Source organism: Butyrivibrio sp. AD3002, assembly GCF_000420905.1.
Taxonomy (GTDB): Bacteria; Bacillota; Clostridia; order Lachnospirales; family Lachnospiraceae; genus Butyrivibrio.
Window position 1 is genome coordinate 78590 of sequence record NZ_ATVV01000015.1, and the last position, 21184, is coordinate 99773.

A 21184-nucleotide genomic window follows, 5' to 3' on the forward strand; every position below is an offset into this window, starting at 1 on the left:
GGGAGGATTGTTATGAACTCAGCAAAAAAAGAGAAGTCTTCAAAAAAATGGATTTCTGAAATGGGGACCTTGTGGGCACTGATAACGCTGTGCATAGTAGGAGCCTTTGTAAGTCCCAGCTTTTTAAAAGGAGCAAATATCATAAATGTCATGAGACAGATTTCCATAAACGGAATCATTGCTCTGGGAATGACATTTGTTTGTCTGACAGGCGGCGTTGATCTATCGGTAGGATCACAGGTCGCGGTATACGGAATCATGATCGCACAGATGCTCAAGAATAATATTAGTCCTTTTATAGCAATACCGATCACGCTTGCAACTGCGATACTCATAGGATTTTTAAACGGACTTGGAATTGCAAAAGGTAAGCTTGCTCCTTTCATCATGACACTTGGTTCCATGACAGCGCTTAGAGGATTGTCGAAATACATTTCAAACGGCTCACCACAGAACTGGAGAGCAACCGGAATTGATATCAAGTTCATCGGTCAGGGATATGTTGGATTCGTTCCCGTACCTGTGATCATTTTCCTGATAATGTTCTTTATAGGATTTTACATCCTTAAATACACCTGGTTTGGAAGAAGTGTATACGCTATAGGCGATAACCGAGAGGCAGCACGACTTAACGGAATAAATGTTGAAAAGACGCAGCTCATCTGCTTTATAATTACAGCTTTTGTTAGCTTCATGTCAGCTCTTGTTCTCACTTCAAAGCTGTCCTCCTGTGATCCCACAGCAGGTGAAGGCTACGAGCTGGATGCTCTCTCAATGTGCTACATAGGCGGAATATCCACCATGGGAGGTGTCGGCAAAATATCGGGAACTCTTATTGGAGCATGCCTTCTTACAGTTTTATCAAACATTATGAATCTGGTTGGAATAAACTCCTACATGCAGAATATCGTACAGGGTCTGATAGTCATCTTTGCAGTACTTATTGGTGGTATCTCTGCGAAAAAGAAATAATTACAAATGATTTTACTTTCGGGAAGTAGATAATTGCCCTCACTTTTCCCGATGTGAAATAGAACTGACGAAGAGAGAATTCGTCGCAACTTACATGTATCTTTTTATAAGATAAGGAGGAAGAAAATGAATAAGAAAGTATTGTCTGCATTATTAACAGGTGTGATGGTAGTATCGCTCTCAGGCTGCGGATCTGCTCCTGCCGAGACAAAGACAGAGGAGCCTGCAAAAGAAGAGGCTGTAGCAGAAGAGACGACAGAAGTGGCAGAAGAGGCTGCAGAGGAAGTTACAGAAGAGGCTTCGACAGAAGAGATAAAAGACGAGGCAACAGCCACAGCAGATGAACCCGGCGGAGACGAAACTTTTACAATAGGATATGCACAGAGAGCAACTGATGCTGCATATACAATCGCAATCAAGGAGAGAAATCAGGAATACGCAAAGGAGCATTATCCGAATCTGCAGTGGGTTGAAACGGATGCACAGGGCGACGTTGCAACTCAGGCTGCAAATATTGAGGACCTTATATCAAGAGGCGTTGACCTTATCATGGTATCACCTCTTACATCAGACGGTCTGACAGATGCTGTTGCGGAGGCAATGGATGCAGGTATTCCTGTTGTAACAATGGACCGTGAAGTAGATACACCTGTTACTGTAAAGGTTGTAGCTGATAATAAGGAAATGGGAGTTATGGCTGCAGATAAGCTTGCAGAGATGATGGGCGGCAAAGGTAATGTCATAGAAGTATGCGGAACTACCGGATCATCTGCTGCAATCGATCGTCAGGCAGGTTTCGAAGAGACAATAGCTTCCAAGTATCCTGATATCAAAATCGTAGATTCACAGGATTGTGATTTCAATTCTGCAAAGGCTGCTTCCTACATGGAAGATATGCTTCAGAAGTATGGTGAAGGCGAAATCCAGGCAATATATTGCCACAACGATCCCATGGCAGAAGCTGTTGCTGAGACAGTAGTTGCTGCAGGACGTGATAACGAGGGCATTCTCATCACAGGTATGGACGGCGAAGAAGCAGCATTCCAGATGGTTGAGAACGGACAGATGGCATTCACGATCATCTATCCTACAATGTCCCCCGAGGCTATGATCGCTGCATACAATGTACTTACAAAGCAGCCCCAGGATGAAGTAGTAAACTGTATTCCCACTCTTGTATCAAAAGAGAACGTTGCTGAGCACCTTGGAACAGGTCTTCAGTAATAAAAAGTGAAGGAAGAAAACGCTCATGTTAAAGATGAATCATATTTCAAAGTCTTTTCCGGGTGTCAAGGCACTGGACGATCTGTCAATAGAGCTGTGCGACGGAGATATACTGGGATTAGTTGGAGAAAATGGTGCAGGAAAATCCACACTGATGAAAATTCTGTCAGGAGCTTATACCCTCGATGAGGGAGAAATCATCATTGATGGTGAAAAGATAGAACACCCGACACCTGCTTTGATGATAGAAAAGGGAGTCGCTGTTATCTATCAGGAACTCATGCTCCTGCCTCATTTTACCGTGGCAGAAAACATATATCAGAACAGGTATCCGACGGACAAATTTGGGAAAATTGACTTCGCTAAGATGAAAGCTGATGCAAAGGAGGTTCTGGACCGTGTAAATCTGCCTGTGGATCCCGGCGAATTCGTAGGTAACTTAAGTGTGGCTAAGAGGCAGATGGTTGAAATCGCCAAGGCTCTGTCCAAGAATGCTAAGATAATAGTTCTTGATGAACCTACAGCAGTACTGGCTGATGAGGAGCTAAAGACACTTTTCGAACTGGTGAAATCTCTCTCTGATCAGGGAATATCCTTTGTCTACATCTCACACAGGCTCAAGGAAATTTTCGAGTTGTGTAATAAGGTAACCATCATGAAGGACGGCCAGCTGGTTGAGAATGGCATGACGAAGGATTACGATACGGATAAGCTTGTTGAAAAGATGGTTGGCAGACAGATGAGCGATATCTATCCTTCAAGAGATGTGAAAATAGGAGATGTAGTCCTTAAGGTTGATGGTCTGACAAGACAAGGTGTTTTGGATAATGTGTCACTGGAGCTTCATAAGGGAGAAGTGCTGGGTCTGGCGGGCCTTGCCGGAGCAGGAAGAACAGAGACACTGAGAGCCATCATAGGTGCAGATAAAATTGATAGTGGGAAGATCACACTCTTTGGGAAGGAGTGTAAGTTTGATAATATCAAACAGGCTCTGGAAGCAGGATTTGGCATAGTTCCGGAGGAGAGAAAGGTAGAAGGACTTCAGCTGAATAACAGCCTGGTATTTAATGTATCCCTTCCTGCATTACCGCTATATAGCAACAAGTTTGGCAAGATAATCAGGAAAAAGGAAACGGATGCGGCTGATAAATATATCAAGCTATTCAATATCAGAACACCGGGGAGAGATGCAAACGTAAAGAACCTGTCCGGTGGCAATCAGCAGAAGGTTGTTCTGGGAAAATGGATTGCTGCAGACTGCAAGATACTTCTGGTAGATGAACCGACAAGAGGTGTCGATGTAGGATCAAAGCGTGAAATCTACACTATTCTGAATTCCCTTCTGGAACAGGGACTATCCATCATCATGGTCAGTTCAGAACTGCCTGAGCTCATAGGCACCTGTGACAGGATCTGCGTCATGAATGAAGGCAGAATAACAGGAGAACTTCAAAAGGATGAATTCTCGGAAGAAACTATAATGAGATACGCGACAATGTAAAAATATAAAGGCTACAGGAAAATCAAAAATCATCAGTTCCTGTAGCCTTATTTTATTATTGTATATTTTGGTCAGGATTCAAATTTAGCTTTTTCTTCTTTTCACATTTATTTCCTATCAAAACCTGACCGGCCGGGCAGGTTTTTTAACTCCTCCGGCAACCTTTTCCAGCTCTTTATCTGTCAACTCTTCAACCTTTTTAGCAATTTCATTGATATCGTTATTTATTACCTTAGCCATATCATTTACAAGAGGCATGTAAAAATCGAGCGTCAGAAATGGTTTGGCTGTGCGTGCTGCCCTCCCAATATTGCAAGACTCTTATCGTCAATCGGTGGCTATGCCTACGAGGCGAATACAGATGTCATATATGAGATGTTTTGGGAAGCATGGTATTCTGTTGTACTCTATCATTTGCATTTGTATTGGTTTACAAGTACCGCGGCATTGTTTTTGAAGTTGCCCGGAACTGCGCTGTCCCGGGCGTGTTGTTATGAAGAATTGTATGAAAAAAGTTTCTTTGCTATTTCCAGAAGATTTTCATCTCCCGATGGATGTATATTAGCATCCGAAACTTAAGTGAACATAAAAAAAGAAGATCCCTTTTGGAATCTTCCGTTAGTGTTATATATGGATTACCAAACGAAGGTTACTGCGTTAGCAATATCTTCTGTGATAGTGTTATCTTTTACAAGCTTTCTAAGCCATTTCTCAAGGTTATCTGCCTTGTGGTTTGTCTGGATAAAGTGAATGCTCTTGCCTTCTACATCATTTGAAAGAAACAGTTCGTACATATACATAAGAGAAACCTCCATTTAATCATCTTATTTTTGTTTCATTCGTATTGGCCATTTGAATGTTTTTTGTCGCTTACAGGAAATATATCGATGGGTGAGAGAAATAACTTTAGAGGAAATTATAATGTTTTAAAAATACTTTTTTGGGTGGCATATTTGAAATTTTTATTCATGAAAAATAAATGAGTTCCGTGTAAATTCGGCCATAATCAGTGTAGGTTGGCCTGAAGGTTTTGTACTGGTGATACCATACGGTCAGGATAAGGATGTAAAAAACTCTGTAAAAGAAGAATAGACATGCCATTTTTGCGAGGAAGAACATTTATCTGAAGATATTTCAATTTTACAATCGTTATATAAACAGATGGTGCTTCTCAGAAAGTGAGGAAGTTGTTATGAATGGAAAGAAATTGTACAAGAGTGCAGATAAAAAGGTTTGTGGCGTGTGCGGAGGCATAGCAGAATATTTTGGCATAGATCCGACAGTGATAAGACTTGTATATGTGTTACTTGTCTTGTTTACAGGCGTTGGTATCCTGCCATACATAATTGCAGCGATAATCATGGATGAAAATCCTGAAAATGTTGTAACCGTTAAGAGAATCGAAGAAAACAGTTACTCGGAAGAAAATGTCTATGAATCAGCTGAGCCGGTAGGTTTCAAGCCTGATTCTGACGACAATGGTGAAATTAAAGGATTTAACCTTTGATCAGATGCCCTGGGATGAACTATCCCGGAGTTTTTATGAGGAGGACGGCATGAACAGCAGATTAAAGAAATACGCAGGTGTTTTAGCAATTATCGTTGGTATGCTTCTTGCATGGGAAGCAGCCAGTGAGGCAAATACGATGTTCATGATAGAGAGCATCTGTCTTGCTGTCATTGGAATGTGCTATGTACTTCCTGTCAGGGATGTCATTAAGCGGCTGATGGGGGAAGCAGTAAAAGCGAAAGAAAAGCAGAAACAGCCGGAAACGGAATTGTTCCTTATCCGCTGATAATATAGATCAAAGTAGCAATTACAATAAGTTTTGTAGTCAAGGAAGCTTAAAGAGGAGGATTTTATGGACATCACACTTGAAGCAATTGAAAAGGTAATGAATCAGACAGGAGTCGACTACGCAGCAGCCAAGGAAGCGCTGCAGCAGACAAATGGCGATGCAGATGAGGCAATAAAGCTCCTTCAGCCCAAGGCATGTGAGCTGGAAGAAGACGTAAAGAAGCTTATTGATAAGCTTAAGAAGATCGTTGAGGATGGCAATGTCGACAGAATTCAGGTGAAGAAGGGCGATGAGATTGTTCTCAGTGTCCCTGTAAATGTCGGGATCATCGGCGGAGTTCTTGGACTTGCAGCAGCACCCTGGGCACTTATAGCAGGATCTGTAGCAGCATTCGGACTTGGATGCAAGCTGGTGGTGGTTAAGAAGGACGGCTCCACTGACGAAGTGAAGTAAAACTGAATACAGGATTTACATATGCCTCGGGGATTAATCCTTATTCCCGGGGCATTTTAGAAATCTATTTCCTATATTTTACCACTTATGGGGAATATGGTTATCGATATTGCAACTATGAATATGTATTCTTATGAGGGGTTCCAAGAGGTTTGTTCCTCTTGTTGTTATTACTATACATTTCCAACCTAAAGCAAAACAAAAAGCCATGTAAACAGATTATGAACGTTATGGGGATATTATTCACATTATGTTCAAAGGAATTTTAAGATGAGTTAAGTTTTCGAATGTATCATAAAGCTATCAAGAGGACAGAAACTCTTGTTAATATTGATAAAATACTTTTTCATAACCGCTGTTTGGTGAAGAACCAGACAGCATCCTCCCTAAAACAATAGCTGCCTTGATGGGCGGCTTTTTCTATTGTATGACTATAATGAAGGTTGCATCTGGGATATAATCTATAGTGGACATAAAATATAAGAAGGTGACAGCATGGGTTATTGCGGGTGGGCTGATTTCAACGAACGAAATAAGACATACCATGATAATGAATGGGGAATTCCGGTGCATGACGATCGAAAGATGTTTGAGCATCTGATGCTGGAATGCATGCAGTGCGGCCTTTCCTGGGATTTGATGCTTAAAAAGCGCGAGATTTTCAGGTCATGTTTTGATGGATTTGATTATGACAAGATCGCTGCCTATGATGATGCAGATGTTCAGAGGATCCTTGATACGGAAGACATGATAAAGTCTCCCCGGAAGATAGCTGCAGTAATAAACAATGCGAAGTGTTTTCAGAAGGTGCGGGAAGAATTCGGGAGCTTCTGCAACTACATGTGGTCGTACTCGGATAACAAGGTCATTTTATATAATGGACACAGCAAGCTTGGGGGCAAGATTCCTGTCAGTAATGGGCTGTCAAAGACTATCAGCAAAGATCTGAAGAAACGTGGATTCAAGTATGTTGGTGAAGTGACGATTTATTCTCACCTGCAGGCTTGCGGTATTATCAACGACCATGATGAAACCTGTCCATGTTTTTCGAAGATAAATTCGGAGAATGAGACAGTAAACAAACGCAGGGATAAAGAGGTTTATTAGTTATAACATGCAAATCAGGGAACTGACTGAGGCTGAAAAACAGTCTTATGATGAAATGATTGAGGGAGCAAAGCAAGTCAATATCTTCAGGTATCTATGCTGCGCAGTTCCATCAGCAGGTTAAGAATTTTGCACAGGCTAATCTTCCTCAGAATAAGAAGATATTTTTCATAATGACAAGTGCCATGAATAAGGATTTTTCAAAATCAATGGCAGAGTCCATAAAGGGTAAGAATGCTGAGATTGTAGGGAAATTCACTTGTCCTGGCTTCAATACTTTCGGCCCCTTTAAGCTGATAGGTGGTACCGCTAAGGGACGTCCTGATGAGAATGATCTTAAGGATGCAGTGGAGTTTTACAGAACACTTGTAAGAGTAGGAAGGCAATAAGACATATAGATGATACAGTGGAAAATCAAGCAGATTTTTGATGGAGACTATGGATGTGAAGAATTGAAGCCTGGAGAAAAGCCAATGGTTTCGGTCACACTTGTAGATGATGATGGAAATGAAAAGTATGTCTCTGTAGAGGATAAGTGGCTAACAGAGAATGAACTTGAAGTTGGGGACAGATGGCCTATTATACATGTCAGATATGGTGTAATAGTTGCTAATAAAAGAAGTGAGCGGTACATTATAGCAGCGTCAGATGTAGCGGAATATCCAATCGTGATCTCGCGTATTGCCGATGAGGATGATTCTTTTGATGATGGCGGTTATTATGGCCTTTATGATGGTGTTAAGGTTGAGCAGGCTAATGATATTCTGGATCTTCTCAGGGATAATGAGAAAACAAAAGCCAGGACAAAATTGAGAAAGACACTTGAACAATTGGGCCCGTACGTGGATGGTGTAGGGCCGATAGTGTTGGATGATCTTATTCCAGACGAATGGTATGATGCCTGGAAAGATATGGAAGGTATTGTGACAGCAGAAAAGCATATTGATGGATACTGGGACAAAATTATTATGGAGATAGGACTGTGAAATTTAGTATGTCACTTTCGAAAGCAGAAAAGATTATGGCATTCTTCAATCAATTGGATCCTGAAGGAACATATAAAGCTTCACAGGATTACAGGGTCTATTCTTATGAAGCAGATACAATAGCTCAGGGTATAAAATCAAAGATAAGCTGGAAAAACTGCTTGAGAATCAGCAGATAATAAAGACGCCGGTAGTGAGAAATGGTAAGCAGTCTACACTGGGATATCAGCCATATGTGTGGAAGAAATGGGAATAAGTAATGGATGACAGACTGAGAAAGCAAATGGAGTTTGCCTTGGAGATAGATAAAGAAAAGAATGTATTCAGGCAGACTCATCTATCAGGAAAAGGCAGAAATGAAAATGATGCGGAGCACGCCTGGCATATGGCTATTATGGCGTATCTGCTTAAGGAATACTCGAATAAGGATATTGATATTTCAAGGGTCATGATAATGTGCCTTATTCATGACATAGTTGAGATTGATGCCGGTGATACATATGCATACGACAAAGAGGGGCTTGCTACCCAAAAGGAACGCGAGGATGCAGCCAAGGAAAGGATATTCTCGATTTTACCGGAGGATCAGAAAAAGGAACTGACAGCTCTTTTTGATGAGTTTGAGGAAAATAAGACTCCTGAATCGAAGTTTGCGCATGCAATGGATAACCTCCAGCCACTTATGCTGAACAACAGTAACGGTGGAGGTGACTGGAGAGAGCATGGGGTTACCAAGGAACAGGTATATGGCAGGCAGTCAAAGACAAGAGAAGGTTCGGAAAAGCTATATGAGCTTACAGATCAGATAATAAGGGAACATATCAGTAAAGGAAACATAAAGGAATGAAGTTGAAAGGCAATACTATCTGTACCGCGCAGCAATAGTGCTGAATGATTTAGAAAGCGCAGAGAGATTCAAAAGATATGTGATGGATAATGCCGGAACTACATGGTATGGACAGGCTGTTAGGGAGAACTTTGTTCCGGAAAACAAACCGGTAAACTATCCCGGATATATTATTAGAACGGAAATGATAAACAGCCCAAGTAAAGTGGATAACAGCAGACTGAAATATATGTTACTGGGAGTGCTGATTGTTCTGTTGTTCTATATTGTACCCAGGTTGTTATAAGAGGCGGCAAGGAATTATAAGATGGGCAGCTGTGGAGTTAAAAATCCGCAGCTGTTTTTATATGGAGCAACATTCACTATCTGATAAATGCCGATAAAGATGGCATGAAGCTGAAATAATAAATATAAGATAAGGTGGACATCGCTGAAGTGACTGTCCACCTTTTTAACGGCATATCTTTGTGTTTTATGAAAATCTATACGGACGCAAAGGTCAGAATAGTTTCTCTCATGTCATCAAAAGTAAGTTTTTGTAATGATAGCAATGGTGTAAAATGGTAGAGATATATTTTGTTAAAGAATAATTGTTGGCGGAGGAAAAAAGTGAAGTTCTTGAAGTGGTTAAATCTAATTCCCCTTGTAATGTTTGTGATTAGGGATATGCTCGGAATGGCTGATATTAATCCCATATGGATGATAGTTATTGCGGCATTTGTCATAATGAATGTTTTTATGGCTAAAAGCATGAAGGAGTATCTCCTGTCTTCGTTATTATTGCTGATATCATGCGTTGCCGGAATGATACTAAGTACATATTATTACTACTATTTTGTTAGTTCTGATTTTGAGACACCTATTGTCGGAGCTTTCATTGCGATGGTCTATGGAATATTCGTGCTTGTACTGGCGGGAGTTGGTACAGCTGTTTTTGCCATCAGGAACAGAAAAGAGGCAGTGAAAAATGGAGATATTTGATATAACTGACGATAACGGCTTTCCGACCGGGGAGACTGTAAGCAGAAGTGATGCACATGACAATGGGATTCCTCACAGGACAGCGCATATATGGATCGTGAGAAAAGAGGGAGGAAAATATCAGGTCCTTCTTCAGAAGAGGAGTGCTGAAAAAGAGTCTTTTCCCGGGATGTATGATACATCATCGGCAGGACATATCCAGGCTGGTGATGAGCCACTTGAGTCTGCACAGAGAGAACTGTTTGAGGAACTTGGAATAAAGACTGTTGCCGGAGATCTTACTTTTGCCGGGAAGTTTCATATTAAGTATGAGATGGAATTCCATGGAAAAATGTTTAAGGACAATGAAGTTGCTTTTGTTTACGTGTATGAAAAGCCTGTGGATATATCCAAGCTGAAGCTTCAGACAGAGGAAGTGGAAGAAGTCAGGTGGTTTGATATCGATAAAGTCCATGAGGGATGCATACACAGGGATGGCACGTTTTGTGTTCCGATGGAAGGGCTTGAGATAGTAATGAAGTATCTTAAGGAAAAAGAAGAGAGACTAAGATGAAGAAAATAGTAGTGACAGCGTTTGTGCTGATAATGGTAATAGGAACAGTAGGATGTGGTGCGAAAAAAGAAGATGCAGCGATAATCGGTGGAGCTGACGGTCCAACATCTATTTTTCTGGCATCAAAAGTGAGTGATCCTGTGGTATCAGGAACCTGGCAGACAGCATCCATAGGCTATGAGGCTGATGGAGATATGCAGCCTGAATACTATGTGCAGTTTGGCGATGCAGAGATAATCTATGGTCATATGGAAAATAATGATTTTGTTCCGGATCATTTTGATAGTATATCGCTATTCGAGGAACTGGAGACTGGAGGATACAAGATTAAGGCAGAGTCTGATAACGGAGTACAGTACACGTATCAGTCTTCTGAAGAAGATGCGGATATCCTGGAATACTATGAGACATGGAACGAGGATGAGTTTTCAGAGAAGTACAGTGGCGGCGCTTCTCTTAGCAGATGTGATTAAACTTTAGTCTATAGCTTGTTTTGAACAGTGAGTAATGAGGGAAACATGAAAAGACGAGTAGTATTATTTCGAGAATATAACTTGCGGTTTAATTGAGAAAACCAAACGGGACTTGTGGAGATGAAATACTGTAGAGAAAAAATAAAAATACTAGAAGAGAATCCAGAATTGCAATTATGCGACAATGGTGATTTTAAGATAGATGTTGATTTAGTTGATAACTATGAAATTATTGATATGCATTGTCATTTATTTGCAGGCTTATCTCAGCTTTTTCCTTCTTTTTTACAGAAAGAAAAATGGAATAAAGAAAAATCATTAATGGATATGAGTTGCTTTCCATTTTCCATGAAACTGTTTGATTTAGATGAAATATATTTCACAAAATGTCCGACTACATTATTATCTTCAGATGGAATTAAGTCTCGGATAAAACTTTTTTCAGGTGCTTTGGTTTTGAATTATGCAACCGAAGAACGAATTATAATGGATATGAATTCTAATCATATTTCTAAATCGGTTGTTCAACAAATTAATCCGGCAAATAAAAGTTGTGCATCAACTATGAACGAGATGGTAGCGCGTAATAATCGCCTGCTTACATTTGCGTCGATTCACCCTTTTGATGAAAATATTCTATCCAAAATTGATGACTATATGAAGCTAGATATTAAGGGGTGGAAACTGAATCCTCATATTTGGAATGTACCAATCGATTGCGATAAAACAATTGAACTTCTTAAAGAGTTAGAAAAAACTGGACTTCCTATTTTGAGCTGCAGCGGTAAGGGATTACCCAAAGAAATGCTTGATTCATCAATACCAACAAAACAAACTAAAAAGGAAGTGACTACCCAGTCACTGGAGAAATTCAAAAAAGTACTAGCGTGTATTCCAAATGCAACATTTATCTTAGCTCACAGTGGATGCTTTGACTTTGATTATATGACAAGTATTTTAAAAGAGTTTCCAAACACATACACTGATATAAGTGTTCAGCCTTCAAAGAATATTAGGAAGCTTATTGATAGTGTTGGAAGTAGTAGACTTCTGTTTGGTACAGATTACCCATTTGTTTCACAGGCATTTTCTATTGTGTCAGTTTTACGAGCGACTGAACTAGAGCAAGATCGAAATAATATATTTAGTAACAATGCCAAACAATTACTTAAAATATAGTTTTTAGGATTTGGAAAAATGTGTTTGCTGAGGTGAATAATTGGATGTTATCGAAAGATAAAGAGTATGTATACTAGATACTGTTCAGATCTTTTCACTGATGAATATGGTGATATCATAGATTTTACACATGTTTATAAAGATGAGGATGCCTGGTTTGACAAGATCACATGGATTCCTGAGGAACCTGCAGTATTATTGCAGGACTGATTATAAAAGCATGGATGCAATTTATAGCAGGAAGTTTTCAGCGTAATACTCGTTTGTAAGCTCTTTTATAAAGCCCTCAGGTGCTCTGACAACGGTACTTTCACATATGTTCCGGATGATGAGCGGATACTTGGGGGCTTTTGTGTTAAATCCGAGAAGGGCATATTTGTTGCCGTCGAGACCAACGAAGATCCTTTTATACATGCCTTTCCCAAGACCAAGGTGGGCATACTTCCATACATCACGGTCAAATTCCCTTTGAGCGATATCATCCTTGTCATGACCGTTATTTACGGTAAGTTTGCTGGTGAAGTCATTTTCGGAATATGAGATGCTGCCAAGAGAGATGGTCACACCATATTTTTCTTCAAGGCTTGCGACAGCTTCTTTAAAGTCTCTACGGAACTCAGTTAGAGTATTCTTGTTTATTTCCATTGTTATCTCCAATTAAAGATCAAAATAGTCTCTGATAGCAAAGCCAACACCGTTATGGTCGCTGTCCTTTGTAATATAGTTTGCAAGCTTCTTTATATCACTGCGTGCATTCATCATGACGACAGAAATTCCTGCGGTGCTTAACATATCGCGGTCATTGTCGGCATCTCCGATAGCCATTGTTTCTTCTATGGAGATATCCAGGAGAGAAGACAGAGTCTTAAGGGCGGTACCTTTTGATACTCCCTCAGCATTCATTTCAAGGCTTGTTTCTTCTGCAAGTGCAAATGTAAGGGGGAGATCTTTTAATTCCTCATAACCGCGGTGACGGTCTTCCTGATTCCGGAAGTATATGTTTATCTTGGTGATGAAATTGTGCTTTCGGCTTTCAGCAGCCATGTCATCAACCTGTCTGGTTACTTTAAGGTACATGGGTTGGTAAACTCCCATATGGAAATCGTCCATGTGGTTGATATCAGCTGAAGATACAATGGATTCTTTTTCTGTGAGGAAAGCGAGCATTCCGTTGTATTTATCGGCTACTTCAACTATCTTTTCAAAGCAGGCAGAAGGTACTTCTTTTCTGTAAATGACCTTCTTGGCCATGCAGTCATATATTATTGCGCCACTGTAGCAGATGGCATAGCGGATCATGGGAGTTATCTCAAAGTACTCCTTCATTTCAACAAGCGCTCTGCCGGTTGCGTAAGAGAGATGTACTCCTTTATCAGCTACCAATGAAAGATCATCAAGCGTCTCAGGGAGAATCTTTTTATCCGATGTAAGAAGGGTGCCATCCATATCCATTGCGATCAAGCTATAGGGTAAGAAGCCTTCTTTGTTGTTAGCTTTATTTGAAATAGGCATAATTACGTCCTTTTGCAATCTTTTGTTCATCCATGCAAATTATACATGATTTTGAAGAAATGCCAAGGTGCGGCATATAATTTCAGACTGACTACTTGAATTCCATAACTGTCTTATGAAAGTCCATTTCTGTCATAATTGGTACATCAACTGTCTATTTAGATTCCATTAAATCCTGAAATCTTGATAAATACTCCCTTATTCTTTTTTTAGTCATCCTTAGTAACAATGAGCCAATCAAAAAATACATGATAATAATTATAAAAATCCAATGAAATTGATATGTGGATATTGCTGGGTGATGTATAACATATAAGGAATAAATAACCGATAAATAGAAATGAAAACAAATAAATTTGGTGTTCCCATAACCCGGGAAGTAATATTATAAGCTCAGAAAGAGAAAAGAAACAGCCAAACGGCTAACAAATACCACAACAAAGAAAGAGGTAAATATTATGAGATTTAACGATGTTCAGGATACAAGAAAAGCAGAAGTTAAGAGAGAGCAGAGAAACGAAGCATTCCATAAAATGTATGATGATTGCCTTGAGAAGCTTTCAGCATTTTACAATAAAGAGAAGATGACAATAGCTTTTGGAGCAACATTCACTCTCTGATTCTTCAAAGGATAGATGAAACTTAAATGAAACGGAATAGAATAATATATCCCCGGAGACGTTGATCGATTTTGGTCAATGAAGTAGAGGAATACCAGGTTGGCAGAATGAAGATTGCCGGATGCCTTGGCTGTGAGTACTGCCACACAAAGGGTGAGGGTACATGTGTGCAGAAAGATGATCTTGAGAAGATTATGCCAGCATACAAAGAGGCAGATGTCATAGTTTTTGCATCTCCAATCTATTACTTCACCATGACAGCGCAGATGGAGGCTGCTATCCAGAGAGTTTACTGTATTGGCAAGCCTGCAGCAAAGAAGACAGTTCTTCTGCTCAGTTCAGGATCTCCCGGTGTATATGATGCTGCGATTGCCCAATATAAGGCATACATGGGATATGCAGGTATTGAGGCAGCAGGCGTAATTACTGCTAATGGGGACGAGAACAAATCCGAAGCCAAGATGAACGAGATAAGGGAATTTGCAAAAACACTGTAGCAGACTTATAAGACAAGTGGTTTTTAAAATTATCTGAAAAAGCCTTTTGACGGTATTATTTACTGTAAAAAGGCTTTTTTTCTGATATAGTGGAACTATGTTTTGTTGACGGAGGATGTATGAAAATGCGGCATTGCGGGACACAGACAATTGAGACCGAGAGACTGATACTGAGGAAATTCAAAGTTGAAGATGCTGATGCTATGTTCTTGAACTGGGCAAATGATGAAGAAGTCACGAAGTTTCTAACGTGGCCGCCTCATGGAACTGTTGATGTAACAAGGAATCTACTGAGGCAGTGGGTGGATTCATATAAGGATAAAAAGTACTATCAGTGGGCTATTGTCTTGAAAGAAATAGATGAGCCAATAGGCAGTATCTCCGCCGTCGGTATGAAAGAAAACATAAATATGATCCACATTGGTTACTGCATTGGAAGAGCATGGTGGCATCAGGGGATTACATCTGAAGCTTTAAATGCTGTTATAGATTTCTTTTTTGATAAGGTGGAAGCAAATCGTATTGAATCAAGGCATGATGTTAATAACCCTCACTCCGGTATGGTCATGAAGAAATGTGGAATGCAATATGAGGGCACGCTACGCAGCTCAGATATCAACAATCAGGGGATCAATGATTCCAGCTGGTATGCAATTCTTAGATCTGACAGGATTGATGGATAAAGAGAGGAAAGAAGACTGGGAGAATAGATGACAATAAGACAACTTGGCTATGATGAATACAACGGAAAACGATATAAAGTAGAAGTCCGGTCAAACAAGTACCTGTCTATAGAGCCTGCAGATGACGGCTTTTCTGTGGAATGGATAGAAGCGGATAACGAGATTGTGGAGCCGCTTGAAGATGATATGCTGTCGGAATGGCTAGACAATCCGGTAGCTTATGGAGCATTTGAAGGAGATGTTCTTATAGGCTTTGTAGAAGGATTTCTGGAAGCGTGGAATAACAGATACAGAATATCAAATATCTGTGTGTTTGATGTGGGACTTCGTAGCCAAGGTGTAGGGACTGCACTTCTTGAAACAATTTTGAAAGTGGCTGTAGATAGCGGTGCGAGAATGGCTGTCCTGGAAACACAGAGCTACAATTCAAAAGCGATTTTGTTCTATAAAAAGAATGGCTTCGAGCTTATAGGATTTGACAGATATGCCTATTCTAATGAAGGACCGGAAGAGCACAACATGAGAATTGAGATGGGAAAGAGACTATAGATTATGATGGATATTAAGAGGATATTTCACCACTTTTTCTCTGTTTTTTGGAAGGAACCCTGATTATAATCTAGCTTGTAAGGATAACTTAAAGGAGGAGACTTGAAAATATGACACCTAAAATCTGGCTATTCATTGTATTGATCGGAGTACTTGCGCCTGTATACCTTTTGTTTGGTGTAGCAACTTCCAAAAACGTCAAGGAGATGTCGGAAAAGAATAAAGAAGAGCTTGAAAAGAACAGAGCCAGGCACAGATACATGGTACTTGGACAGAGCTGGGGGATGGGTATAGGAGTTGCAGTTGGATGTATAGCAAGTTATAGGAAAAAGGCATCGGAAGAGAAGTTAGATGCATCTAATAGATAATAATAACAAGCGGCAGGATGCAGTTTCCTTTGAATTGTGTCCTGCCTTTTTCATGAGTATAATTATCCATAAAATATCAGGAGAAAAATGAAAAAAGGAAATATAAGAACATGATAATGTTGGGGACAATAATAAACAGTGCAGCTATAGTTGCTGCCGGTTTCCTCGGAAATATAACAGGGAAGTTATTTAAAGAAGATCAGCAGGATGCACTTTGCAAGGTATGTGGTATAAGTACCCTTTTTATAGCAATTTCAGGTGCTATGGAGGGTATGATGAAAGTTGAGAACAATGCACTCGTGGGTGGCAGATCCATGCTTGTGGTTCTATGCCTTGCCATAGGAACAGCTATAGGGGAACTGATTGGAATAGAAAGAGCCTTTGAGCGTTTTGGGGAATGGCTTAAAATAAAAAGTGGTAATGGCAAGGATTCGGAATTTGTAAACGCTTTTGTGACTGCATCGCTTACGGTATGCATAGGGGCTATGGCTATTGTAGGCTCAATACAGGATGGAATCAGCGGAGATTATTCAACGCTTGCTGTAAAGGCTGTGCTGGATTTTATAATAGTAGCCATTATGACAGCATCTATGGGAAAAGGGTGTGCTTTTTCTGTAATACCGGTGTTTTTGCTTGAGGGAACAATAACTTTACTTGCGAGACTGGTATCACCTATCATGACAGATATGGCTGTTTCGTATCTGTCGCTTATCGGAAGCATACTGATCTTCTGTGTTGGTGTTAACCTTGTTTGGGGTAAAAAGGTAAGAGTAGCTAATATGCTGCCAGCTTTAGTGATAGCAGTTATAGCCGCATATATACCAGCTATGTGATGCAAAGTATAAAGCAAAAGCAGACGATGATTCTGAAAAGATGCATGGAGAACTGTGATGAGAATTATTTTATCACCTGCAAAGAAGATGAATGTGGATACGGATAAACTTGAGTGCCAGGGGGTCCCGGTATTCCTTGATCAGACAGAGGAAATACTTGAGTGGCTCCGTAAGAAGGCGCATTCTGAATTACAGAAACTGTGGGGCTGCAATGATACAATTGCTGAGCAGAATTACAAACGCATTAAAGAGATGGATATCCGTAACAGACTGACACCTGCCATATTTTCATATGAAGGGATTGCATTTCAATATATGGCTCCTGCGGTGTTTGAAGACAGAAGCTATGATTATGTGCAGGAGCATCTTCGCATTCTTTCTGGTTTTTATGGTGTGCTGAAACCTATGGACGGAGTTACGCCATACAGGCTTGAGATGCAGGCTAAGGCATCAATTAATGGACATAAGGATTTATATGATCTGTGGGGATCCAGGCTCTATGATGAAGTAAGTGATGGTACCGGTGTTATAATAAATCTTGCATCGAAGGAGTATTCAAAGTGCATTGAAAAATACCTGAAACCGGATGACTGTTACATCACCATCACATTTGGCGAGATGGTAAATGGGAAGCTTGTGACAAAGGGGACATATGCCAAGATGGCCAGAGGAGAGATGGTGAAATACATGGCTGAAAACCAGATTGAAGATCCTAATGAGATAAAGAAGTTTGACCGGCTTGGATATATTTACAGAGATGACCTATCATGTGATACTGAAATCGTTTTTGAAAAGAGAAAGTGACGGGATATATATATGAATGAAATGGAAAAGATAGCCAGAGAGAATCACCGTAACGGAAATAACTGTTCAGCCTCGCTTGCTATGACGTTTGCTGAAAAACTAGGTGTGACACCTGAGGAGGCAAAGAAGAGCGTGCCTGCTCCAAGAAGCATTGACGGTAAATGCGGCGGGTATCTTAGTGTCGTGGCAATGCTTGAGAACCTGCAACGATATTGTCGGAGAAGCGGCAGCCATGCTCGATGAACTGATGAAGAATTCCTGAGGGAGGTCTGTTTCAGATGTCTGACAAACAGCCACCAAGGGATAATCCTTAAAACAGAATAACAGAAATAATTCGAAGCGTTCATAACAGCAGATCATGATTCTTGTGGTCTGCTGTTTTTTTCATTAATTCATATAGAAGAAATGCTCTGCTAAGAGCAGTGTTTCCGCTTGCCAGAATAGAAGAGTATCAGGATGCAGGAGCGTGTGCTGTTAGAAAAGACATATGTATTGATGAGTTTGACATTGCGATAGAGTTAAAATGTACAAGAGATAGCCTTTCCGCTAAAAAGCTTTCAGAGGAAGTAGCATCACTCCCTCCTACTCGATTTGCATTTCCTGCCTATATTTCTTAGGGGTCATCCCATAAATTTTTTGAAAAGAATTATAAAAATAAGTTTCATTTTTAAAGGAAAGCTTTTTGCATATCTCTGAAATCTGCATATCTGTGTGTTCAAGCATTTCAGCAGCCTCTTTCATGGCAATTTGTAGGGCGTATTGCTTTATGCTGTAGCCGGTGTATTTTTTTACAATGCGATTAAGATAAGTAGCATTGTAGGACAATGATTCGTTTAAATCTTCCCTAGTGATTCTACCGTGCTTTGCCAAAATTTGATTTCTGACAGATTCGAAAAGCTGGGCCTCTGCAGAGGTACCTATTGTCAGAGGAACCATTTTATAATGATTCTTTATAGATAACTCATTAAAAATTTGAACGATTATAGCCTTTATAATGTAGGTAGAACCCACTTCTGGATGCACAAGTTGTTTTGTCAGTTTATCAAATAGTTTGTACATGTTTTCTCTCACAGAGGCATCGCTATCTGATGGGATAAAATCTATGTATTCTTTTTTGTTTGTTTTATCTTTTGAAAGACCTAAACTATCGCCCAAAAATCTTTCTAGAACTTGATTTCGATGCTTATTCTCCACCTGAAAGTACATTTTACCCATATCTTCGTATAACTCTTTTATTAATCCTATAGGTAGACGTAAAAATAAAGCTCTATATTCTGTGGAGAACTCTTCCTGATGGCGAACATTGCAGTTCAAAAGGCAAAGACTGCCAGCAGTGTAGAGGTGCCTTTCAGATTCTATCTGTTGATACATTGTGCCGGAAATCAGATATACCAGCTCAAAATAATCGTGGTAATGGAGCTGGTTAAACTTATTTGGGCTGTATTCATCCTCATAAGAAAAAGACGCATTGAAAAAATTGCCCGGCGATATAAAACACCATACGAAATTTTCCTCCATATTATCAGGATGGAGCGTCTCTAAAATAATATCAGGGCTATCTGCAGAACCTTCCGCCAAATTTCTTGAAAGAATGCGAGTATTCTGATTGTCTAATTTGAAATTGAATTGGTATTGAGATGCATTTGTAGTATCTCCAACGTAGCTTGCCAAAATTTTCCCTCACTCAAAAGTTCATTTATGTTAGTATTATAACTTATTACGTTTAAAAGTGCTATTGTTGCAACAAAAATAAACCTGTAAAGTTTATTTATCAATAAACCATTTGGAGGAGGATATTATGGTGGAAAAATCGCAAAAGGTTTCAGTGGGGAGACTGTTGGCTTGGAATATAAGACCAATTTCATTCGGAACAGTAACTATTCTTATGGGGTATCTGAGCATGTTTTGCACAGATAGTTTGAAAATGTCTCCGGTTTTAGTCGGAACATTATTAATGGCAAGCAAAATCTTCGATGGCTTGACTGACTTGATTGCTGGGTGGATTGTAGATAATACAAACACTAAATTGGGCAAAGGACGCCCTTATGAACTGTGTTTGATTGGAACTTGGGTTTGTACATATGCTTTGTTTGCTTCGAATGTTAATTGGAGTACGACAGCAAAATCAATTTGGCTTTTAGTTATGTACACATTAGTATGGTCAATTTTTGGAACAATGATGAATGCAGCTGAGGCACCATATATCATAAGAGCTTTTGGTGATCCTATGGCTATCACAAAGGTATCTGCATATGGTGGTGTATTTATCACTTTAGGCTGCATGGTTGTTTCTATTATTCTTCCAATGCTAATTGGAAAATATGCGCCAGTTCCAGGAGGTTGGCAAAAGATAGTATTAATGCTTGCAGTGCCACTACTGATTCTTGGCTTGCTTAGATTTATTTTTATAAAAGAGGAATTTAATCCAAATGAAAACAGCGAAGAGGAACGAGTTGGATTAAAGGATATCGTAAATGCGTTAAAAACAAACAAATATGTGTGGTTACTTGCAATAGTATCAATGATTCCACAGATGATGCAAAACCTCTTGGAGAGGCACTCGTTAAAGGTGGTTTAAAATGTGCTGAAGTGACATTCAGAACAGCTGCTGCAGCTGATGCAATTAAAATAATGACAGATAATTTTCCGGATATGCTGGTTGGAGCAGGAACTGTTTTATCAACAAAACAGGTGGATGAGGCCATTGAGGCAGGAGCAAAGTTCATTGTTAGCCCGGGATTTGATCCTGAGGTTGTGGATTACTGTCTTGAGAAAGGGTATCCAGTGCTTCCCGGAGTAGCTACTCCTTCAGAGGCAGCGCAGGGCGTAAAAAGAGGCCTCAAGGTTCTTAAATTTTTTCCCGCTGAACAGGCAGGCGGTCTTGCAATGATCAAGGCTATGGCAGCACCTTACACAGGCATTAAGTTCATGCCAACAGGTGGAATCAATGAAAAGAACATGAGAGATTATCTTTCTTATGACAGAATTGCATGTTGTGGTGGTAGCTGGATGGTCAAAGGTGATCTTATTAAATCATGCGCCTTTGATAAGATTGAGGATATGACAAAAGAAGCCGTTAAAGTTGTTAAGGAAATCAGAGGATGAAAGACCCAATACTGATGCACAGAATGATCAGGACAGCGTAAGGGAATCTGTAAATGCATGGATATCCGGGCTCGGATATTTCTAAGATGAATGTTATAACACAGGGCGTATAAACACTAATGTTTATGCGTCCTTTTT

The 21184-nt window shown here is 39.9% G+C and carries 33 protein-coding genes and 1 pseudogene; 29 read left to right on the forward strand and 5 right to left on the reverse strand.

The window, feature by feature from the left end; genetic code table 11:
- The first annotated feature begins 12 nt into the window (after positions 1-12).
- The 3 genes from G596_RS0111730 (at position 13) to G596_RS0111740 (ending at position 3697) form a co-directional block, all read left to right on the forward strand.
- Positions 13-972, forward strand: a complete 960-nt coding sequence (locus G596_RS0111730) for an ABC transporter permease (RefSeq protein ID WP_022762037.1) — start codon at positions 13-15, stop codon at positions 970-972.
- Positions 973-1098: 126 nt separating this feature from the next.
- Positions 1099-2196, forward strand: a complete 1098-nt coding sequence (locus tag G596_RS21940) for a substrate-binding domain-containing protein (RefSeq protein WP_022762038.1) — start codon at positions 1099-1101, stop codon at positions 2194-2196.
- Positions 2197-2230: 34 nt separating this feature from the next.
- On the forward strand, positions 2231-3697 hold the full coding sequence (locus tag G596_RS0111740) for a sugar ABC transporter ATP-binding protein (protein WP_242829186.1): 1467 nt from the start codon (positions 2231-2233) through the stop codon (positions 3695-3697).
- Positions 3698-3814: 117 nt separating this feature from the next.
- Here the strand turns inward: G596_RS0111740 and G596_RS24440 are convergent, their stop codons facing one another.
- Together G596_RS24440 and G596_RS24860 are read right to left on the reverse strand one after the other, a co-directional pair.
- Positions 3815-3937 (reverse strand): bacteriocin, encoded by a 123-nt coding sequence (locus tag G596_RS24440; RefSeq protein WP_196805220.1) that lies wholly within the window; start codon positions 3935-3937, stop codon positions 3815-3817.
- 395 nt (positions 3938-4332) lie between these two features.
- Positions 4333-4497, reverse strand: a complete 165-nt coding sequence (locus G596_RS24860) for a hypothetical protein (RefSeq protein ID WP_022762041.1) — start codon at positions 4495-4497, stop codon at positions 4333-4335.
- 392 nt (positions 4498-4889) lie between these two features.
- On the opposite strand from G596_RS24860, the gene G596_RS25865 reads away from it, so the two are divergent.
- From G596_RS25865 to G596_RS24870, 15 genes and pseudogenes are all read left to right on the forward strand, one after another.
- Entirely contained in the window at positions 4890-5204 is a 315-nt protein-coding gene (locus G596_RS25865) for a PspC domain-containing protein (protein WP_022762042.1), read from the forward strand.
- Positions 5205-5253: 49 nt separating this feature from the next.
- Entirely contained in the window at positions 5254-5493 is a 240-nt protein-coding gene (locus tag G596_RS0111765) for a hypothetical protein (RefSeq protein ID WP_022762043.1), read from the forward strand.
- A 66-nt stretch (positions 5494-5559) separates the two neighbouring features.
- Positions 5560-5949, forward strand: coding sequence for a DUF4342 domain-containing protein (locus tag G596_RS0111770; protein WP_022762044.1), 390 nt, complete (start codon positions 5560-5562; stop codon positions 5947-5949).
- Positions 5950-6444: 495 nt separating this feature from the next.
- The gene (locus tag G596_RS0111775) at positions 6445-7056 is read left to right on the forward strand and encodes a DNA-3-methyladenine glycosylase I (RefSeq protein WP_022762045.1); all 612 of its coding nucleotides are present in this window, start codon (positions 6445-6447) and stop codon (positions 7054-7056) included.
- 59 nt (positions 7057-7115) lie between these two features.
- Entirely contained in the window at positions 7116-7445 is a 330-nt protein-coding gene (locus G596_RS21950; protein ID WP_022762046.1) for a flavodoxin, read from the forward strand.
- 9 nt (positions 7446-7454) lie between these two features.
- A complete protein-coding gene (locus G596_RS25255; RefSeq protein WP_022762047.1) occupies positions 7455-8042 on the forward strand; it encodes a hypothetical protein in 588 nt (195 codons plus the stop codon).
- Positions 8039-8221, forward strand: coding sequence for a hypothetical protein (locus tag G596_RS0111790; protein WP_022762048.1), 183 nt, complete (start codon positions 8039-8041; stop codon positions 8219-8221). Before G596_RS25255 ends, G596_RS0111790 begins: the two co-directional genes overlap by 4 nt.
- Positions 8182-8298, forward strand: a pseudogene (locus tag G596_RS25960) (arsenate reductase family protein); the annotation flags it as partial. The gene G596_RS0111790 and the pseudogene G596_RS25960, both read left to right, overlap by 40 nt.
- 3 nt (positions 8299-8301) lie before the next feature.
- Complete coding sequence (locus G596_RS0111795; RefSeq protein WP_022762049.1) at positions 8302-8889, forward strand: HD domain-containing protein; 588 nt, start codon at positions 8302-8304, stop codon at positions 8887-8889.
- Positions 8890-8926: 37 nt separating this feature from the next.
- Entirely contained in the window at positions 8927-9175 is a 249-nt protein-coding gene (locus G596_RS0111800; RefSeq protein ID WP_026671305.1) for a hypothetical protein, read from the forward strand.
- Positions 9176-9498: 323 nt separating this feature from the next.
- Positions 9499-9870 (forward strand): hypothetical protein, encoded by a 372-nt coding sequence (locus G596_RS0111805; protein WP_022762051.1) that lies wholly within the window; start codon positions 9499-9501, stop codon positions 9868-9870.
- Complete coding sequence (locus G596_RS0111810; protein ID WP_022762052.1) at positions 9857-10423, forward strand: NUDIX hydrolase; 567 nt, start codon at positions 9857-9859, stop codon at positions 10421-10423. Before G596_RS0111805 ends, G596_RS0111810 begins: the two co-directional genes overlap by 14 nt.
- Positions 10420-10896, forward strand: coding sequence for a hypothetical protein (locus G596_RS0111815; protein ID WP_022762053.1), 477 nt, complete (start codon positions 10420-10422; stop codon positions 10894-10896). Before G596_RS0111810 ends, G596_RS0111815 begins: the two co-directional genes overlap by 4 nt.
- 120 nt (positions 10897-11016) lie before the next feature.
- Positions 11017-12075: an amidohydrolase family protein gene (locus G596_RS0111820; RefSeq protein ID WP_022762054.1), complete on the forward strand. Its 1059-nt coding sequence runs from the start codon at positions 11017-11019 to the stop codon at positions 12073-12075.
- 66 nt (positions 12076-12141) lie between these two features.
- Complete coding sequence (locus G596_RS24870) at positions 12142-12285, forward strand: hypothetical protein (protein WP_022762055.1); 144 nt, start codon at positions 12142-12144, stop codon at positions 12283-12285.
- A 21-nt stretch (positions 12286-12306) separates the two neighbouring features.
- On the opposite strand, the gene G596_RS0111830 is transcribed toward G596_RS24870, so the two are convergent.
- Together G596_RS0111830 and G596_RS0111835 are read right to left on the reverse strand one after the other, a co-directional pair.
- A complete protein-coding gene (locus G596_RS0111830; RefSeq protein ID WP_022762056.1) occupies positions 12307-12720 on the reverse strand; it encodes a hypothetical protein in 414 nt (137 codons plus the stop codon).
- 12 nt (positions 12721-12732) lie between these two features.
- Entirely contained in the window at positions 12733-13587 is an 855-nt protein-coding gene (locus G596_RS0111835; RefSeq protein WP_022762057.1) for a Cof-type HAD-IIB family hydrolase, read from the reverse strand.
- Between the two features lie 458 nt (positions 13588-14045).
- Between G596_RS0111835 and G596_RS24875 the strand changes: the two genes are divergently transcribed.
- The 9 genes from G596_RS24875 to G596_RS26090 all read left to right on the forward strand — a co-directional run bounded on the left by G596_RS24875 (position 14046) and on the right by G596_RS26090 (position 18558).
- On the forward strand, positions 14046-14207 hold the full coding sequence (locus G596_RS24875; protein WP_022762058.1) for a hypothetical protein: 162 nt from the start codon (positions 14046-14048) through the stop codon (positions 14205-14207).
- A gap of 71 nt (positions 14208-14278) precedes the next feature.
- Positions 14279-14704: a flavodoxin family protein gene (locus tag G596_RS21960; protein WP_022762059.1), complete on the forward strand. Its 426-nt coding sequence runs from the start codon at positions 14279-14281 to the stop codon at positions 14702-14704.
- Between the two features lie 125 nt (positions 14705-14829).
- Positions 14830-15387: a GNAT family N-acetyltransferase gene (locus tag G596_RS0111850; protein ID WP_026498964.1), complete on the forward strand. Its 558-nt coding sequence runs from the start codon at positions 14830-14832 to the stop codon at positions 15385-15387.
- A 27-nt stretch (positions 15388-15414) separates the two neighbouring features.
- Positions 15415-15936 (forward strand): GNAT family N-acetyltransferase, encoded by a 522-nt coding sequence (locus G596_RS0111855; RefSeq protein ID WP_022762061.1) that lies wholly within the window; start codon positions 15415-15417, stop codon positions 15934-15936.
- A gap of 110 nt (positions 15937-16046) precedes the next feature.
- Positions 16047-16304: a hypothetical protein gene (locus G596_RS0111860; protein WP_022762062.1), complete on the forward strand. Its 258-nt coding sequence runs from the start codon at positions 16047-16049 to the stop codon at positions 16302-16304.
- A 110-nt stretch (positions 16305-16414) separates the two neighbouring features.
- Positions 16415-17137 (forward strand): DUF554 domain-containing protein, encoded by a 723-nt coding sequence (locus tag G596_RS0111865; protein WP_022762063.1) that lies wholly within the window; start codon positions 16415-16417, stop codon positions 17135-17137.
- A 57-nt stretch (positions 17138-17194) separates the two neighbouring features.
- Positions 17195-17941: a peroxide stress protein YaaA gene (gene yaaA, locus G596_RS0111870; protein WP_022762064.1), complete on the forward strand. Its 747-nt coding sequence runs from the start codon at positions 17195-17197 to the stop codon at positions 17939-17941.
- Positions 17942-17953: 12 nt separating this feature from the next.
- On the forward strand, positions 17954-18184 hold the full coding sequence (locus G596_RS0111875; RefSeq protein WP_022762065.1) for a hypothetical protein: 231 nt from the start codon (positions 17954-17956) through the stop codon (positions 18182-18184).
- Positions 18185-18306: 122 nt separating this feature from the next.
- On the forward strand, positions 18307-18558 hold the full coding sequence (locus tag G596_RS26090; protein WP_022762066.1) for a hypothetical protein: 252 nt from the start codon (positions 18307-18309) through the stop codon (positions 18556-18558).
- Here the strand turns inward: G596_RS26090 and G596_RS0111885 are convergent.
- Complete coding sequence (locus tag G596_RS0111885) at positions 18524-19612, reverse strand: AraC family transcriptional regulator (RefSeq protein WP_022762067.1); 1089 nt, start codon at positions 19610-19612, stop codon at positions 18524-18526. The two genes, G596_RS26090 and G596_RS0111885, sit on opposite strands and share 35 nt — an antisense overlap.
- Before the next feature lie 127 nt (positions 19613-19739).
- Here G596_RS0111885 and G596_RS25555 point away from each other — a divergent pair, with 127 nt between their 5' ends.
- Together G596_RS25555 and eda are read left to right on the forward strand one after the other, a co-directional pair.
- Positions 19740-20519 (forward strand): MFS transporter, encoded by a 780-nt coding sequence (locus tag G596_RS25555; protein ID WP_022762068.1) that lies wholly within the window; start codon positions 19740-19742, stop codon positions 20517-20519.
- Positions 20435-21046 carry a bifunctional 4-hydroxy-2-oxoglutarate aldolase/2-dehydro-3-deoxy-phosphogluconate aldolase gene (eda, locus tag G596_RS0111895; protein WP_026498958.1) on the forward strand — a complete coding sequence of 204 codons (612 nt, stop codon included), beginning with the start codon at positions 20435-20437 and terminating at the stop codon, positions 21044-21046. The genes G596_RS25555 and eda overlap by 85 nt, the downstream gene beginning before the upstream one ends.
- Positions 21047-21184 lie beyond the last annotated feature (138 nt).

Bases quoted from the DNA above. Each gene is read 5' to 3' on its own strand.
- G596_RS24870 (WP_022762055.1), top strand. From the start codon at position 12,142: ATGTATACTAGATACTGTTCAGATCTTTTCACTGATGAATATGGTGAT.
- G596_RS0111860 (WP_022762062.1), top strand. From the start codon at position 16,047: ATGACACCTAAAATCTGGCTATTCATTGTATTGATCGGAGTACTTGCG.
- G596_RS0111855 (WP_022762061.1), top strand. From the start codon at position 15,415: ATGACAATAAGACAACTTGGCTATGATGAATACAACGGAAAACGATAT.
- G596_RS25255 (WP_022762047.1), top strand. From the start codon at position 7,455: ATGATACAGTGGAAAATCAAGCAGATTTTTGATGGAGACTATGGATGT.
- G596_RS24860 (WP_022762041.1), bottom strand. From the start codon at position 4,497: ATGTATATGTACGAACTGTTTCTTTCAAATGATGTAGAAGGCAAGAGC.
- G596_RS0111765 (WP_022762043.1), top strand. From the start codon at position 5,254: ATGAACAGCAGATTAAAGAAATACGCAGGTGTTTTAGCAATTATCGTT.
- G596_RS0111835 (WP_022762057.1), bottom strand. From the start codon at position 13,587: ATGCCTATTTCAAATAAAGCTAACAACAAAGAAGGCTTCTTACCCTAT.
- G596_RS21940 (WP_022762038.1), top strand. From the start codon at position 1,099: ATGAATAAGAAAGTATTGTCTGCATTATTAACAGGTGTGATGGTAGTA.
- G596_RS0111730 (WP_022762037.1), top strand. From the start codon at position 13: ATGAACTCAGCAAAAAAAGAGAAGTCTTCAAAAAAATGGATTTCTGAA.
- G596_RS0111810 (WP_022762052.1), top strand. From the start codon at position 9,857: ATGGAGATATTTGATATAACTGACGATAACGGCTTTCCGACCGGGGAG.
- G596_RS0111820 (WP_022762054.1), top strand. From the start codon at position 11,017: ATGAAATACTGTAGAGAAAAAATAAAAATACTAGAAGAGAATCCAGAA.
- G596_RS0111795 (WP_022762049.1), top strand. From the start codon at position 8,302: ATGGATGACAGACTGAGAAAGCAAATGGAGTTTGCCTTGGAGATAGAT.
- G596_RS25555 (WP_022762068.1), top strand. From the start codon at position 19,740: ATGGTGGAAAAATCGCAAAAGGTTTCAGTGGGGAGACTGTTGGCTTGG.
- G596_RS0111740 (WP_242829186.1), top strand. From the start codon at position 2,231: ATGAATCATATTTCAAAGTCTTTTCCGGGTGTCAAGGCACTGGACGAT.
- G596_RS25865 (WP_022762042.1), top strand. From the start codon at position 4,890: ATGAATGGAAAGAAATTGTACAAGAGTGCAGATAAAAAGGTTTGTGGC.
- yaaA (WP_022762064.1), top strand. From the start codon at position 17,195: ATGAGAATTATTTTATCACCTGCAAAGAAGATGAATGTGGATACGGAT.
- G596_RS0111875 (WP_022762065.1), top strand. From the start codon at position 17,954: ATGAATGAAATGGAAAAGATAGCCAGAGAGAATCACCGTAACGGAAAT.
- G596_RS0111830 (WP_022762056.1), bottom strand. From the start codon at position 12,720: ATGGAAATAAACAAGAATACTCTAACTGAGTTCCGTAGAGACTTTAAA.
- G596_RS24875 (WP_022762058.1), top strand. From the start codon at position 14,046: ATGAGATTTAACGATGTTCAGGATACAAGAAAAGCAGAAGTTAAGAGA.
- G596_RS0111770 (WP_022762044.1), top strand. From the start codon at position 5,560: ATGGACATCACACTTGAAGCAATTGAAAAGGTAATGAATCAGACAGGA.
- G596_RS0111775 (WP_022762045.1), top strand. From the start codon at position 6,445: ATGGGTTATTGCGGGTGGGCTGATTTCAACGAACGAAATAAGACATAC.
- G596_RS24440 (WP_196805220.1), bottom strand. From the start codon at position 3,937: ATGGCTAAGGTAATAAATAACGATATCAATGAAATTGCTAAAAAGGTT.
- G596_RS0111815 (WP_022762053.1), top strand. From the start codon at position 10,420: ATGAAGAAAATAGTAGTGACAGCGTTTGTGCTGATAATGGTAATAGGA.
- G596_RS0111850 (WP_026498964.1), top strand. From the start codon at position 14,830: ATGCGGCATTGCGGGACACAGACAATTGAGACCGAGAGACTGATACTG.
- G596_RS0111865 (WP_022762063.1), top strand. From the start codon at position 16,415: ATGATAATGTTGGGGACAATAATAAACAGTGCAGCTATAGTTGCTGCC.